The organism is Parafrankia discariae (genome assembly GCF_000373365.1).
GTDB lineage: Bacteria > Actinomycetota > Actinomycetes > Frankiales > Frankiaceae > Parafrankia > Parafrankia discariae.
Map to the genome: position 1 here is coordinate 1 of NZ_KB891212.1, position 15,014 is coordinate 15,014.

Sequence of the window (15,014 nt, forward strand, 5' to 3'; positions counted from 1 at the left end):
CGGGTTGTACCTGGGGGAGTTGCTGGTTGGGCGGGGTTATGAGGTGTTCGGGCTGGTGCGCGGGCAGTCGAACCCGAAGGTGGCGACCGTGGAGCGGCTGGTGCCGGGGGTCGTGTTGTTGGAGGGTGACCTGACGGATCTTCCGTCGTTGATCGGNGCGGTGGAGATCTCCCAGCCTGACGAGGTGTACAACCTGGGCGCGATCTCGTTCGTCGGGCTGTCCTGGAAGCAGGCGGAGCTGACGGGGGAGACGACGGGTATGGGGGTGCTGCGGGTTCTGGAGGCGCTGCGGATCGCGGGTGGTAACGACCTGTCCCGGGTGCGTTTCTACCAGGCGTCGTCGTCGGAGATGTTCGGAAAGGTGCGGGAGACGCCGCAGCGGGAGACGACGCCGTTTCATCCGCGTTCGCCGTACGGGGTGGCGAAGACGTTCGGGCATTATCTGACGGTGAATTACCGGGAGTCGTACGGGTTGTTCGCGTGTTCGGGGATGTTGTTCAATCACGAGTCGCCGCGGCGGGGGATCGAGTTCGTGACGCGGAAGATCTCCCGGGCGGTGGCGCGGATTTCGCTGGGTCTGCAGGACTCGGTGTCGCTGGGGAATCTGGAGTCGCGGCGCGACTGGGGTTTCGCGGGGGACTATGTGGACGCGATGTGGCGGATGCTTCAGCAGGACACCCCGGACGACTTCGTCGTCGCGACCGGTGAGACCCACAGCATCCGTGAGCTGTTGGACGTGGCCTTCGCCCGGGTCGGTATCGAGGACTGGTCGGGCTATGTCCGGTCCGACCCGCGTTTCTTCCGGCCAGCCGAGGTCGACGTCCTGGTGGGCGACCCGTCGAAGGCGGCCGAGGTGCTGGGGTGGAAGCCGCGGGTCGGCTTCCGTGAGCTGGTGGAGATGATGGTCGACGCCGACCTGGCGACGGAGCGGGCCGAGGCGGAGCGGGCCGGGGTGCCGACGCGGGCCGGGGTGACGCGCGCGGGCCAGGACGTGCGCGCAGTGCCCGGAGCGCGCGAAGCTCCCGCGCGCGCGGACCGCGACGGAACGCCGACCCGGTGACCACGCCTGCCGCCGGAGCCGCCGGCCTGCACGCCGTCGTCGTGGCCGGGGCCCGGCCGAACTTCATCAAGGTCAAGCCGATCCTCGACGCGCTGGAGGCGGACGGGGCCCGGACCAGCCTCGTCCACACCGGGCAGCACTACGACGACGCCATGAGCGGGGTGTTCTTCGGTGATCTCGGTCTGCGGCCGCCGGACCACCATCTGGAGGCCGGATCCGGTTCGCACGCGGTGCAGACCGCCGCGGTGATGACCGCGTTCGAGCCGCTGCTGCGCCGCCTCGCCCCGGACGTCGTCGTGGTGGTCGGGGACGTCAACTCCACCCTGGCGTGCGCGCTGGTGGCGGCGAAGGAGAACGTCCCGGTCGCGCACGTGGAGGCCGGCCTGCGCAGCGGCGACCGGACGATGCCGGAGGAGATCAACCGGATCGTCACCGACCGGCTGTCCGACCTGCTGTTCGCGTCCAGTCCCGACGGTGTCGACCACCTGCTCGCCGAGGGCGCCGCGGCGGAGTCGGTGCACCTCGCCGGCAACGTCATGGTCGACACCCTGCTGGCCTGCCGGGAGCGGGCCCGCCGGCGACCCGTGCTGGCCGAGCTGGGCGTACGCCCGGGCGGGTACGGCCTGGTGACGCTGCACCGGCCGAGCAACGTCGACGACCCGGCCGTGCTCGACGGCCTCCTCGCCGCCCTGGGCGAGATCGCGCGGCGCTGCCCGCTGGTCTTCCCCGTCCATCCGCGGACCGCCGGCAGCCTCGCCGGCCGGCTCCCGGACGGGGTGCGGACCCTCGGCCCGGTCGGCTACCTCGACTGCGTCGCGCTCCAGACGGGCGCGCGGCTGGTGCTCACCGACTCGGGCGGTATCCAGGAGGAGTCGACGGCGCTCGGCGTGCCCTGTTTGACACTGCGGGAGACGACCGAGCGACCGCTCACGGTCACCGAGGGGACCAACCGGGTGGTGGGCTGTTCCCCGGCGGCGATCGTCGCCGCCGCGTTGGAGATCCTCGACCGCCCGCCCCCGCCGCGTTGCCCCACTCTGTGGGACGGTCACGCCGGCGAGCGGATCTCCGCCGTGCTCGGCCGCGCCGTGCCTCGCCGCGGCGTTCCCGCGGCCCGTTCGACTACGGGATGTGACACGGCCTCTCCGGTACGTAGCTGAGAGTAGTTGTGGGGCGACACTGTGCCCATGACTTCTTCGGGAAAGCTGGTGGTGGTCGGGCAGGGGTACGTCGGTCTTCCGCTGGCGATGCGCGCGGTCGAGACCGGTTGGCGGGTGGTGGGCGTCGACATCGACGCCGGGCGGGTCAAGCGGCTGGCGGACGGCGAGTCCTACGTCGAGGACATCTCCGACCGTCGGCTCGCCGAGGCGCTCGACTCCGGGCGGTACGAGCCGACGGCCGACTACACGGCCGCCGCGGCCTTCGACGTCGCGGTGGTCACCGTTCCCACTCCGCTGCGGGAGGGCGCCCCCGACCTCAGCTACGTCGTGGACGCCGCGCGCAGCCTGGCCCCACTGCTGACGGCCGGCGCGACGGTCATCCTCGAGTCGACGACCTATCCCGGCACTACCGAGGAGCTGTTCGGGCCGCTGCTGGAGGAGGGCTCCGGGCTCGTCGCCGGGGACGACTTCCAGCTCGGCTACTCGCCCGAGCGCATCGACCCGGGCAACCGGACGTGGCGGTTGGACAACACGCCGAAGGTCGTCTCCGGCGTCAACGGCTCCTCGCTGGACGCGGTGCGGACCTTCTACGACTCACTGGTGGATCAGACCGTCCCGGTGTCCTCGACGCGCACCGCGGAGCTGACCAAGCTGCTGGAGAACACCTTCCGGCACGTCAACATCGCCCTGGTCAACGAGCTCGCGATGTTCGCGCACGAGCTGGGCGCGGACGTCCGGGAGGCGATCGGCGCCGCGTCCACCAAGCCGTTCGGTTTCATGCCGTTCCGGCCCGGTCCCGGTGTCGGCGGGCATTGTCTGCCCATCGACCCCTCCTATCTCTCCTGGCGGGTACGGCGCCGGCTCGGGCGCAGTTTCCGGTTTGTCGAGCTTGCTAACGATATCAATGATCACATGCCGGATCATGTTGTGAGAAGGGTCACCGAGATCCTCAACCGGCAGGGATGCTCCGTGCACGGAAGTCATCTTCTGCTACTTGGTCTGACATACAAGAAGAACACCGGCGACTCCCGGGAGTCGCCGGCGGCCCGGGTAGCCTCTCTGTTGGCCGACCTGGGTGCCCGGGTCTTCGCCGCCGACCCCCATGTGGACCCGGCGCGCGCCCCGGGCCGGGTCGCGCTGGTGCCGGCGGACGCCGAGCAGATCGCGGCGGCCGACCTGGTCGTCATGCTGGTCGACCACGACGGGTTCCGTCGTGACCTGGTGCTGCGTCACGCCCGGGCCGTCCTGGACACCCGTTCCTGGCTGCCGGCGGAGTCGCCCGGCGGCCCGGGAGCGGGAGAGCCGTCTCGTGTCGGGCCGGCAGGCCAGCCCGTCGTCGTCGGTGCTTCCGGGCCCGTCATTCCCGGGCCGCGGACCGAGCGGCGGCCGATTCTCGTTGAGGCGTTGTGAAGTACCGCTGATCTTCTGTCATAGCCTGCCGATGGCTAACCGGATAGCTAATCCGATTAGGTTATCTATTAAGGTCGGGATGCGACACGCCGAAAAACGCTATCGCTAATGGATATTGCGCGGAGTGCTTAATAAATCTTCAGCCTGTCTTAAGGTGCTGACGATCTGTAGTCGGTCCACCTTGAGAGAGGTTGATAATGAAAACTTTCCGCCGTGTGGGTGTTCCCCGCACGGGTAGCCGTCGGTTGCTCGCCGGCGCCGTCACGACCGGTCTGGTCGCAGCCGCGATCGGCGGGGCCATGGCGGCTCCGGCCGCCGCCGTGCCGAACCCGCTGGCCTACCAGGACTACGCCTTCGGCACGTACGCCGCCGTCAACGGCGTCGTCACCTCGGCGCTCTCCTTCGGGGCCGTCATCGACTGCACCTCGAGACCCGGAGTCGAGCGCAACGCCGTCGGCTCGGTGAACATCCCCGGTGTGCTGACCGGCGCCGTGGTCGCCCAGTCGGCGTCGACCTCGGAGCAGGCGCCGGGCGCCCAGCAGGTGGGCCTGACGACCAGCACGCTGGCGAGCGCGAGCATCCTCGGTGGCCTAGTGGGCCTGACCGGCCTCAGTGTCGCCAGCGGGGCCATCAACACCGGCTCGGGCATCGTCACCAACGGTGTCGTCAACCTGGGTGCCCTGACGGTGCTCGGGATCCCGATCCCGCTGGGAACCATCGGGCCGAACACGACCGTGCCGATCCCCCTCCTCGGCTCGATCACGCTCAACGAGCAGACGCCGGTGGCCAACGGAATCCGGACTGTCGGCGTGCACGTGCACATCGTGGCGGGACCCAACGCGGGCCTCGATCTCTACATCGGCTTCACGCAGTCGGGCTTCGGGCCGAAGCCGCCGGTGTTCGTCACCGGTGGCGCCTACTCGAACGCGATCACCGCCGGGCCGCTGTCCGTGGGCCCGCTCATCGCGCAGACCATCCCGTGCGCCGGTGGTCTGGCGAGCAACAGTCTCGCCGGTATCAACGTGCCGGGCGTACTGACCGCGGGTCAGATCACCGCGGCGGGCGGGTCGATACCCGGTAATCCGACGTACGGGGCGGGAGTGCTCGACATCGCCGGGGTGAACATCCTCAGCGGTCTGATCACGGCCGACGCGATCAGATCCCAGGCGAACGTCGTGAAGTCGCCGGGATCACCGGGAACGCTCGACGCCACCGGGACGACGTTCACCAACCTCGTCGTGGCGGGCACCCCGATCTCGGCGTCGGTGCCGCCGAACACCGGCATCGTGCTGCCCGGCGTCGGGTACGTGATCCTCAACGAGCAGAGCCAGTTCGGTGACACCCTCGTCGTCCGAGCACTGCACGTGGTCATCACCGTCGGCGGGGTGCTGCCGATCGGCGCGGAGATCGAGCTCGCGGTCGCCGGCGTGCACGCCTCCGACAACGGGGACCTGAGCACTTCGTCGGAGGAGTCGGTCAAGCCGTTGGACGAGTTCCTCGACGAGGAGTGCGCCAAGGCCGCGGACTCGGCGAAGTGCCTGGGGGTCGACAACCTGCTGTGATCCACCGCCGGTGCTTGACCAGCGCTGACTGGTCGGGGCCGGACGATCGGTGGTCGGCGATCGGCGCCGGGTGACCGGTGCTCGTCGAGCAGGGTCCGGGCGGGGCGTCGCAGGTCGGCGCCCCGCCCGTTCATCGTTCCGATGCTCGAGTGTTGTTGCCCTACGTAGTCGAAAGATGCCTGTAAGTTTGCGAAGGTTGATCGGGCCGGCCGATCCACGGCGGTGCGCACAGGGGCGGTGCCCACAGAGACGGTGCCCACAGGGGCAGTGCGCGCAGAACGAGCCGAACGACGACCACGACGGAGGCAACCTAACCACATGGGCGCGACGAGCCACGCCGCGAGGAGTGACGGTCAGGCCGGTGCGGAACCCACCGGCGCGGCACGCGGCGGCGGTCCCGCGGGCCAGGGGGGCCAGGGGGAACAGCCGCGGGTCGACGGCAGCCCGCCGCCCGCCACGGCCACCGCCGGCCGCGACCAGCCGGTGACGGTGCTCGAGGTGCTCGGGTCGATGGACGGCGCGGGTGTCGCGCCGCGCGCGCTCAGCCTGCTGCGCAGACTGGACCCGGCGGAGTTCCGCCTGCTGTTCTGTGTCACCGGCGACGCCTCCGGCGCGTTGGACGGCGAGGTGCGCGCCCTGGGCGGCGAGTCCTTCCGCTGCCCGGCCGACGTCCGCTTCCCGTTCGCCTTCCACCGGCTGCTCCGCCGGGTGCGCCCGGATGTCGTCCACTCCAGCCTGGGCTCGCTGTCCGGCGTGGTGCTCGCGGTCGCCCGCCTCGCCGGCGTACCGCGGCGGGTCGCGCACTTCACCGGCCCCGCGGACCGGCTCCCGCAGGACTCCGTGCGCGGCCGGGCCGCCCGGCTGGTGGACCGGGCGCTGCTCGACGCGTTCGCGACGGACCTGGTCGGCAGCAGCGAGGCCGTCATGCGCCGGATGTGGCGGGACAACTGGCGGCTGGACTCGCGCTGCCGGGTGATCTACGAGGGCATCGAGCTCGAGGCCTACGGGGTCGCCATCGCCGGCGAGCGGCCCCGCCCGGACGTCCACGAACTGGACGAGTTCGGTGAGGTCGTCGCCGAGCCGGTGACCGTCCTGCACGTGGCCACGCCCGACCCGGGCAAGAACCGCCCGCGGGCGATCGAGATCGTCGCGGCGATGCGGGCGCGCGGGCTCGACGTCCGGCTCCGGCTCGTCGGGCAGCGCGGCGCGGACGAGACCGACCACCTGCTCGAGCTGGCCCGCCGGCTCGGGGTCTCGGACCACATCGAGGTGACCGGGGAGCGGCATGACATCCCCAAGCTGCTGGTGAAGTCGAGTCTGCTGCTGGTGACCTCGGAGCGGGAGGGCCTGCCCGGCGTGGTGCTCGAGGCCTGCGCCGTCGGCACCCCGGTGCTGTCATCGGATCTGCCCGGCGTCGCCGAGATCGCGCGGGTGCTGCCGGGCATCACCATGCTGCCGCTGAGCACGCCGAACGAGATCTGGGCCGCCACCGCGGCCGACCTGGCCGTCGTGCCGCCCACGATGGACGAGCGGCGGGAGGCCATGCGCCGACTGCGGCGCTCACCGTTCACGATGGAGGACTGGCTGCGCGACATCGCGGCCGTCTGGTCCGAGGCGGAGCCGACCGGACCGGCCTGAGGACAGCGGCCCGAGACCTGAGAACAGCGGCCCGAGTACGCCGGCCCGGGAACACGGGTCGAAGGTCCCGCCAAGGTGGAGGCCTGGACGGGTGGGACATCCCATACCCACCTCCGGTGGCGGGGCGTCCGGACCGTCGTTGGCCCGGGCGCCGGTGTGCGCGCCGGCCCGGCTCGTGCCGTGCGCCGCGACATCGCGCCCCAGGTGCGGCCGGTTGATATAGTTAGCGATGCTAAGTAACTGGTGACCTTCGATGGTCCGGCCGGGCCCCGGTGGGGAACGCGGCCGCGGGCGCGCGGGTCGGCGGTGACGTGATCGACGACGCTGGCAGCGTCTGTCGTTCCTGGAAGTGCCAGGATGGGGCGAGTCGGCCGAACCGCGGCGAGCCCGGTCGACCGTATCCGCATGTGATCGCTGCTGGTGTCGGACCTCCCCGCGGACGAGGAGCGGGCGAGGCGACGAGGAGGAGACGAAGGCCATGGACAGCTTCGGCAGCACCGGCAGACTCGCGGTAGGTGATCGCACCTACACGATCAGGCGGTTGGACGCGGTGCCCGGGGCCGACCGCCTGCCGTACAGCCTCCGTGTTCTGCTCGAGAACCTGCTGCGTACCGAGGACGGCGCGAACATCACCGCCGACCACGTACGCGCGCTGGCCGACTGGGACCCGGCGGCGGAGCCGAGTCAGGAGATCCAGTTCACCCCGGCCCGGGTCATCATGCAGGACTTCACCGGCGTTCCCTGTGTCGTCGACCTCGCCGCCATGCGCGAGGCGATGGTCGCCCTCGGTGGGGACTCCGCGAAGATCAACCCGCTCGCCCCGGCCGAAATGGTCATCGACCACTCGATCATCGCCGACCACTTCGGCCGGCCGGACGCGTTCGAGCTGAACGCGACGCTGGAGTTCGAGCGCAACCGCGAGCGGTACCAGTTCCTGCGCTGGGGCCAGGCGGCGTTCGACAACTTCACCGTGGTGCCGCCGAACACCGGCATCGTGCACCAGGTCAACGTCGAGCACCTCGCCCGCGTGGTCTTCACCAAGGAGACCGCCGAGGGCACCCTGGCCTACCCCGACACCCTCGTCGGGACGGACAGCCACACCACGATGATCAACGGCCTCGGGGTGCTCGGCTGGGGCGTCGGTGGTATCGAGGCCGAGGCCGCCATGCTCGGCCAGCCGGTCAGCATGCTGATCCCGACGGTCGTCGGCTTCAAGCTCACCGGTGAGCTGCCCGCGGGCACGACCGCCACCGACATGGTGCTGACCATCACCGAGCAACTGCGCAAGCACGGCGTGGTCGGCCGCTTCGTCGAGTTCTACGGCGAGGGCGTCGCGAACGTCCCGCTGGCGAACCGGGCGACGATCGGCAACATGAGCCCCGAGTACGGCTCCACCTGCGCGATCTTCCCGATCGACGCCGAGACCCTGTCCTACCTGCGACTCACCGGCCGCCCCGCCGAGCTCGTCGCGCTCGTCGAGGCCTACGCCAAGGAGCAGGGCCTCTGGCACGACCCGAGCCACGAGGCCAAGTACACCACCACCCTCGAGCTCGACCTGTCCACCGTCGTCCCGTCGCTGGCCGGCCCCAAGCGCCCGCAGGACCGGGTGCTCCTGTCGAACGCGAAGAAGGCGTTCCGCACCGCGCTCGCCAACTACGCCCAGCCGGTCACGCTGGCCAACGGCGGCGCGGACGAGGCCGACGCGGAGTCCTTCCCCGCCTCCGACCCGGCCGCGGCGTTCGCGGACAAGCCCTCCGACGCTCCGGTCTCGGTGAACGCGGTCTCCGGCGACGTCGCCGGCCGCCCGTCCAGCCCGACGAAGCTGACCCTGGCCGACGGCACGACCTGCGAGATCGACCACGGCGCGGTCGCCGTCGCGGCGATCACGTCCTGCACCAACACGTCCAACCCGCAGGTCATGGTCGGTGCCGCGCTGCTCGCCCGCAACGCGGTCGAGAAGGGACTGACCCGCAAGCCGTGGGTGAAGACCACGCTGGCTCCCGGCTCCAAGGTGGTCATGGACTACTACGAGCGCGCCGGGCTCATCCCCTACCTGGACAAGGTCGGCTTCAACCTGGTCGGTTACGGCTGCACCACCTGCATCGGCAACTCCGGCCCGCTGGAGCCCGAGGTCTCCGCGGCGATCAACGACGCGGACCTCGCGGTCGTCAGCGTGCTGTCCGGGAACCGGAACTTCGAGGGCCGGATCAACCCCGACATCAAGATGAACTACCTGGCGTCCCCGCCGCTGGTCGTCGCCTACGCGCTGGCCGGCACGATGGACATCAACCTCGACACCGACCCGCTGGGCACCGACACCGCCGGCGAGCCGGTCTACCTGCGGGACATCTGGCCGAGCGAGACCGAGGTCGCCCAGGTCGTCGGTGACGCGATCACCTCCGAGATGTTCGCGGACCGCTACGCCGACCTCTCCGGCGACCAGCGCTGGCAGGCGCTGCCCGTCGGCGACGGCGGCGCGGTGTCGCAGACCTTCGGCTGGGTCGAGGACTCGACCTACGTCCGCCGCCCCCCGTACTTCGACGGGATGGCGGCCAAGCCGACCGCGCGTACCGACATCAACGGCGCCCGGGTACTGGCCTACCTGGGCGACTCGGTGACCACCGACCACATCTCGCCGGCCAGCTCCATCAAGAAGGACTCGCCGGCCGGGCGCTACCTCACCGAGAACGGGGTCGCCCCGGGCGACTTCAACTCCTACGGTTCCCGCCGCGGCAACCACGAGGTGATGATCCGCGGGACCTTCGCCAACATCCGGCTGCGCAACAAGCTGGTGCCCGGGGTGGAGGGCGGCGTCACCCGCCACCTGCCCGACGGCGAGCAGGTCGCGATCTACGACGCGGCGCAGAAGTACGCCGCCGAGGGCGTGCCGCTGGTCGTGCTCGCGGGCAAGGAGTACGGCTCGGGCTCGTCACGTGACTGGGCGGCCAAGGGCACCGCGCTGCTGGGCGTGCGGGCCGTCATCGCCGAGTCCTACGAGCGGATCCACCGGTCGAACCTGATCGGCATGGGTGTGCTGCCGCTGCAGTTCCCCGTCGGCGAGTCGGCGGAGTCGCTCGGGCTCACCGGTGAGGAGACCTTCACCATCACCGGGCTGGCCGACGTCGACGAGAAGACCCCGACGATCACCGTCCAGGCGGGGGACACCTCGTTCGAGGCCGTCGTGCGCATCGACACCCCCGGCGAGGCGGAGTACTACCGCCACGGCGGGATCCTGCTGTACGTCCTGCGCTCACTGATCTGAGCTGGTGCCCGGGGGATCCGACCGGACCGGTCGGATCCCGGGCTGAGAGCGGGCCTGGCCCGTCCGGGGGAGCAACCCGCGTCCTCCGGGCGGCCAGCCACCCGCATTCAGCTCGAACGGATCGAAGCGCGTTGCCCTACCGGCACATGGCGAGGCTGGGACAACTCACTTCGACGGTGACCGGCGGCCCCGGCCTCGGCCGCGGGCGTCGAGCTCCAGCGGTCCCGTCCGGCGGGCCTCGACGAGCCTGCGGACGTAGAACAGCGCGCCGAGGATCACCGCGGCGTCGTCGACGAGGCCGACCGGGCCCAGCGGGATCTCGGGGACGGCGTCCACTGGAGAGATCACGTACAGCAGGCTGGCGATCGTCGCGGCGACACCGTGGATCGGCACCCGGTACCGGCGCAGCAGGTAGAAGACGCCGACGACCAGCACCAACCCGACCGCGGCGATCACCCCGAGCACGACGATCAGACCGGTCCCCACGCTGTCACTCATCGACGTCTCGCTGTCGGGTGGTCGGTCATCGTGGTTCTCACTGCTCCTTCGTCGGGTTGATCGCGTGGAGATGATCTGTAGGGGGATGCCCCGGGGCACGCCGTTCCGAACCTGTTCCGTGGCCGGAGCGTTCACCGTCACCCCCCGGCTGTCCGGATGTGTGACGAGCGCCGTGGAACCCGGCGTCGCATGTCGTCGAGCGGAGCGGCAAACTGCCAGCATGACCTCCGCCGGGGACGAGAGAATCACGTTCGGCCTGCCCGCCGACGACGCCGAGATCATCCGCTCCGCCGCGGACGCCGAGGGCCTCAGCCTCGAGCTGTTCGCGGTCGAGAGCGTGCGGCGCTATGCCCGCGAGGTGCTGGCCGACCGGCGGCTGTTCCGGGTCTCCGACGCGGCCTGGGGCGAGCTGGAGGCGATGCTGGAGGCCCCGCCCACCGACAACCCGCGGCTGCGCAAGCTGCTCGACGAGGAGCCGGGCCAGGAGTAGGGCGGCCCGCGCCGCACTCCGAACCTGTCATGTCACGCCTGTCATGTCGCGCCTGTCACGTCTCACCGCGCACGATGAGACCGACCACGATGAGACCGACCACGCCTGGAAGGATGTGGCCTGTGCCGTTCACTAAGCCGTCGGCCCTGGTGGAGGAGCACGACACGGTTGCGTTCGGCTCCGGTGATCCCGGCCTGGACAGCTGGCTGCGCCACCACGCGAAGGACCACCAGCGGGAACGAATCACCAGCACGTTCGTGGTGCTCGACGGGACCACCGTGGCCGGCTACTACTGCCTGGCGACCGCGGCGGCCGAGCGGGCCGGCACGCCGTCGCGCTGGCGGGCCCGCCGCCCCGCCGACCCGGTGCCGATGATGCTCGTCGGCCGCCTCGCCGTGGACGTCCGCTACCAGGGCCGAGGCGTCGGCGCCCGGCTCGTGCGGGACGCGACCATGCGCGCGCTGACGGTCCGCCGGATGGTCGGGACCTCACTGCTGGGCGCGCACGCGATCACGTCGGGCGGGCGGTCGTTCTACCGCCACTTCGGTTTCACGCCCACCGCGGTGGACCCGCACCTCGTTCTGCTTCCGTTGCAGGACGCCGCCGGCCTCCCCTCCTGACCCGATGGTCGCCGAGAGCGGCGACGGCATTCCGCCATGCGTTTGTCTTGTTTGTGTGTTCGTCATGTCGCGTGTTTTATAAAAGGCTGCCTGCTCTGGTGTCGGCTGGTTCCTGTTGGTGTCCAGAGGATTCGAGGTGATAACCCGAGGAAAAACTCGGGTATCGCGATCGAAGACTAGTACGCCCAACCTCGCCATTTCTCGATCCGGACGAGGATTACCGGTCCGCTCGGAGTGACGGCCCGATACTGGTCGTACTTCGCCGCCAGGCGGCGAATCGCCGACGCGCGCTCCGTCTCGTTCTCCCCGTCCTCCCTGTCATCTTTCCCGTCCGCGGTGACCTGGGCGTGGCCATCCGCCCGAACCCACCACAGGCCGTTCCAGTCGTCCGTGTACTCGTCCACGAGGAGGCTGACCCGCGGGTTGGCGGCGATGTTCGCCAGTCGTCGCAGGGCCGTCGAGCGTTTCGGCTTGTGATCGACGGCGATGGCGACCTGATCGTCGTCCAGGGCGAACGTCACCGGCACCAGATGCGGCTGGCCCACGACGTCGGCCGTCGCCAGGCGGGCGACCCGGGCCGCTGAGAAGCGGACGCGGCATTCAGCTTCGTCCAGGTTCACGGCACTCACGGTAGCCGGCCGTTCCGACGGGCCGGTGCGTCCGGCCTGGCGGCCGGCCGGGATGTTCCTGGCCGGCGGCGCACCTGCGGGTGCACCGCCGCCGCGTGGGCACCCGGCCTACTACTGTTCTGACCATGGACCTGGCCGTGACGGAGGCTGGCGAGGGCGACGCGCTCGTGGTGTTCGTGCACGGTGTGCTCGACAGCGGGCGCTCGTTCTCCCGGGTGGTCGGCCTGCTCGCGTCGCAGTGCCGGATGCGCTGGTACGACCGCCGTGGTTACGGGAAGTCGACGAACGTCACCGGCGCGCCGGTGGATGTGAACGGCCACATCGAGGATCTCGTCGCGGTTCTGGACGGCCGCCGCGCCGTCGTCGTCGGCCATTCCTTCGGCGGGGTCATCGCCGCCGGGGCCGCGGTGCGGGCGCCGGAGAGCGTCGCGGCCGTGGTGCTCTACGAGACGGTGATGGCGTGGGTGCCGGGGTGGGACGACCGGCGCATGCGGCAGATGCTGTGGAGCGAGGACCCCGAGGACGCGGGCCTGCGCCTGATGCTGGGGGCGAGATACGAGGCGATGAGCGTCGAGGCGCGGCTGCGGCTCCGGCCGCAGGCCCGCGCGTTCGTCACGGAGGAACGGTCGACCCGGGCGCCGACCCCGCCGTACGACATCGCCGCGCTGAAGGTTCCCGTCGTGTACGGCTTCAGCGAGAGCTTCCCCGTGACCGTGATGCAACGGCACCTGAGCGCGGTGGTGCGTGACGTCGAGCTCGTGACCTTTCCCGGTGACCACTTCGCGCATCGCACGGCGCCGGCGCAGTTCGCCGGGCTCGTCCGGCTGGCGCTTCGGCGCGCGTCCGGGACGGCGTAGCCCCGCGCCCCTCGCGGGATCCGGCCGTGGGTGGGTCAGCTGAGCCAGCTGATCGGATGATCGCCGATCAGGACCCGGGCCGTCAGGACGACGGCCGCGCAGGTGAGTAGCGGAACCACCACCAGGCGCTCGACCCGGCCGTCCGTTCTCGGCACCAGGACCGTCTCCATCCGCCAGTTCACCGGCCAGAGCAGGAGGCAGCCCCTGGGGGTCAGACAGTCCCCGAGCAGGTGGGCGAGGCAGCCGAGGGCGACCGCGTAGCCGGCGAAGCTCATGTCGAGGCCGTGCATGAGGTAGACGGCGGCCCCGGCCGCCAGGCAGTCCTTCAGCCCCGACCAGAACCCGTGGCCCTTGAAATCCAGGCCGAGCCCGCGCAGCCCGAACCCGACGAGGATGAACAGCGCCGCCCACCAGCCGTACCGGAAATAGGCGGCCAGCAGTCCCATGACAGCGCCCATGGCGGCCGCGAACAGCAGGGAGTGGGTGGCGTGCCGGTGCCCGCCGGAGGCCCGGCTCACCCACCGGCACAAGGTCTTGGTGACGGGCCCGAGGGTGTTCGCGATCCGGCCCGAGGGATGGTCGATGTCGGGCAGCAGCCCGGCGCCGGCGGCCACCACCGCACCGGCGATCACCTGGTGGGACGACAGCGACATCGCGTACGACCCCAGCCACTCCTCCCGCGACAGGACGGGCACGGCCGCCAACCAGACCACCGCGCCGCTCAACACGTGCGTCTGCCCCATCACGGCAGCTCAACCCCAATGATCAGCACCGGTGGACTTTACCGGTCCACCGGGCACAACGCCCGTGACGCGCCAAAGACCCCTCCGGCACCAGGTCGACGACCGGGGCGGCCGAGCCGGCGCGGTCCACCAGTTTCGCCACATCGAGCTGCAACGCCGCCTCGCCGGAAGCTGAACGACTATGCGGCTGGTGCCGCCCATCCTGTCTGGTGACGGTGTCCCGAGCGGAGGCGAGCTACCGGCCATCGCGCGAGGTTCCGGCCCGGCAGCCGCAGGAGGACATGAGGGGTGTCGGGTACGAGGGCCACACGTACACCAGCCCCGGCAACGTCCAGGAAGTCCGCACACTGAAGCACGACGCGTACATCTCGGCCGTCGTCGGAGTGGGAGCCGCGGGACCGTCTCGCTGACACCCGACGTGGTAGCGCCGGTCCGGTCTTCTTCTGAATTCCGGCTTTCCTCGGTGCCGTGCCGCGGCGCACGAATATGAGGACACGGACTCCGGCTGCGGACCCCAGGATGTGCTGCCTGCGAAAAGAGATTTCCGCCTATTAATCCAGGCGCTGCCATATGCGAAACCTGCTGCGGTCGTGCCGGGAAGATTGAGTCACCGACGGTGGCCTGTCGGCGGTTGCGGGGATTGAAAGCTATTCGGCCGGGCACTTAAAACGGAGTGCCGAACCGAATCGGGAAGTCGGTTCGAGGAATTCTCGCATTCGCTGAGGTGTGTCGGATTGGGTGCCGAGAAGTCGCCGGCAACACGCCTGTTTTGCGCTGCGGCTGTATGGAGGTCTGGCCGCTAGGTTGTCGACCGTAGAACTGCGGAAAGAGATCGTTCCGAAAGGTAGAAGATGACAAGTAAAATAGGGCGCCGCACGGCCATTCTGGCCACATCGGGCCTCGTTTCCGTTGCCGTTACCCTGGGTGCGGGCGCCACCTCGGCACAGGCCCTGGTTCCGGGCGGAGGTCCGGAGGTAAAGAAGGAGAGCAAGTCTCTTTCCTATGAGCGGGTCGTCTGGTACGACGGCAAGGACAAGAAGCACCACAAGGAGAAGGAGAAGCCCTACTCCGGCAGTGAGTCCGACGAC

Annotated in this window: 13 protein-coding genes; 10 read left to right on the forward strand and 3 right to left on the reverse strand. The window is 70.2% G+C overall.

The window, feature by feature from the left end; genetic code table 11:
- From B056_RS36520 to acnA, 6 genes are all read left to right on the forward strand, one after another.
- The coding region (locus B056_RS36520; protein ID WP_051105630.1) for a GDP-mannose 4,6-dehydratase at window positions 1–1,060 on the forward strand (1,060 nt) is incomplete at its 5' end.
- On the forward strand, window positions 1,057–2,217 hold the full coding sequence (gene wecB / locus B056_RS0114550; RefSeq protein ID WP_018502596.1) for a non-hydrolyzing UDP-N-acetylglucosamine 2-epimerase: 1,161 nt from the start codon (window positions 1,057–1,059) through the stop codon (window positions 2,215–2,217). The genes B056_RS36520 and wecB, both read left to right, overlap by 4 nt.
- Window positions 2,218–2,244: 27 nt before the next feature.
- Window positions 2,245–3,627 (forward strand): nucleotide sugar dehydrogenase, encoded by a 1,383-nt coding sequence (locus B056_RS36525; protein ID WP_035751526.1) that lies wholly within the window; start codon window positions 2,245–2,247, stop codon window positions 3,625–3,627.
- Window positions 3,628–3,842: 215 nt separating this feature from the next.
- Window positions 3,843–5,189, forward strand: coding sequence for a choice-of-anchor P family protein (locus B056_RS0114560; RefSeq protein ID WP_026239710.1), 1,347 nt, complete (start codon window positions 3,843–3,845; stop codon window positions 5,187–5,189).
- A 318-nt stretch (window positions 5,190–5,507) separates the two neighbouring features.
- Window positions 5,508–6,827, forward strand: a complete 1,320-nt coding sequence (locus tag B056_RS0114565) for a glycosyltransferase (RefSeq protein WP_018502599.1) — start codon at window positions 5,508–5,510, stop codon at window positions 6,825–6,827.
- Window positions 6,828–7,305: 478 nt separating this feature from the next.
- A complete protein-coding gene (acnA, locus tag B056_RS0114570; RefSeq protein ID WP_018502600.1) occupies window positions 7,306–10,089 on the forward strand; it encodes an aconitate hydratase in 2,784 nt (927 codons plus the stop codon).
- 165 nt (window positions 10,090–10,254) lie between these two features.
- Here acnA and B056_RS0114575 read toward each other — a convergent pair whose 3' ends face one another.
- On the reverse strand, window positions 10,255–10,587 hold the full coding sequence (locus B056_RS0114575; RefSeq protein WP_018502601.1) for a YkvA family protein: 333 nt from the start codon (window positions 10,585–10,587) through the stop codon (window positions 10,255–10,257).
- A gap of 220 nt (window positions 10,588–10,807) precedes the next feature.
- Here B056_RS0114575 and B056_RS0114580 point away from each other — a divergent pair, with 220 nt between their 5' ends.
- Together B056_RS0114580 and B056_RS0114585 are read left to right on the forward strand one after the other, a co-directional pair.
- The gene (locus B056_RS0114580; RefSeq protein ID WP_018502602.1) at window positions 10,808–11,077 is read left to right on the forward strand and encodes a type II toxin-antitoxin system TacA family antitoxin; all 270 of its coding nucleotides are present in this window, start codon (window positions 10,808–10,810) and stop codon (window positions 11,075–11,077) included.
- A 122-nt stretch (window positions 11,078–11,199) separates the two neighbouring features.
- Window positions 11,200–11,697, forward strand: coding sequence for a GNAT family N-acetyltransferase (locus B056_RS0114585; protein WP_018502603.1), 498 nt, complete (start codon window positions 11,200–11,202; stop codon window positions 11,695–11,697).
- 176 nt (window positions 11,698–11,873) lie between these two features.
- On the opposite strand, the gene B056_RS0114590 is transcribed toward B056_RS0114585, so the two are convergent.
- Entirely contained in the window at window positions 11,874–12,317 is a 444-nt protein-coding gene (locus B056_RS0114590; RefSeq protein WP_018502604.1) for a TIGR03668 family PPOX class F420-dependent oxidoreductase, read from the reverse strand.
- Window positions 12,318–12,451: 134 nt separating this feature from the next.
- Between B056_RS0114590 and B056_RS0114595 the strand changes: the two genes are divergently transcribed.
- Complete coding sequence (locus tag B056_RS0114595; protein WP_018502605.1) at window positions 12,452–13,183, forward strand: alpha/beta fold hydrolase; 732 nt, start codon at window positions 12,452–12,454, stop codon at window positions 13,181–13,183.
- Between the two features lie 35 nt (window positions 13,184–13,218).
- On the opposite strand, the gene B056_RS0114600 is transcribed toward B056_RS0114595, so the two are convergent.
- Window positions 13,219–13,926 carry a metal-dependent hydrolase gene (locus B056_RS0114600; RefSeq protein ID WP_018502606.1) on the reverse strand — a complete coding sequence of 236 codons (708 nt, stop codon included), beginning with the start codon at window positions 13,924–13,926 and terminating at the stop codon, window positions 13,219–13,221.
- Between the two features lie 851 nt (window positions 13,927–14,777).
- On the opposite strand from B056_RS0114600, the gene B056_RS43620 reads away from it, so the two are divergent.
- A partial coding sequence (locus B056_RS43620) for a hypothetical protein (protein ID WP_195905910.1) occupies window positions 14,778–15,014 on the forward strand: 237 nt, incomplete at its 3' end.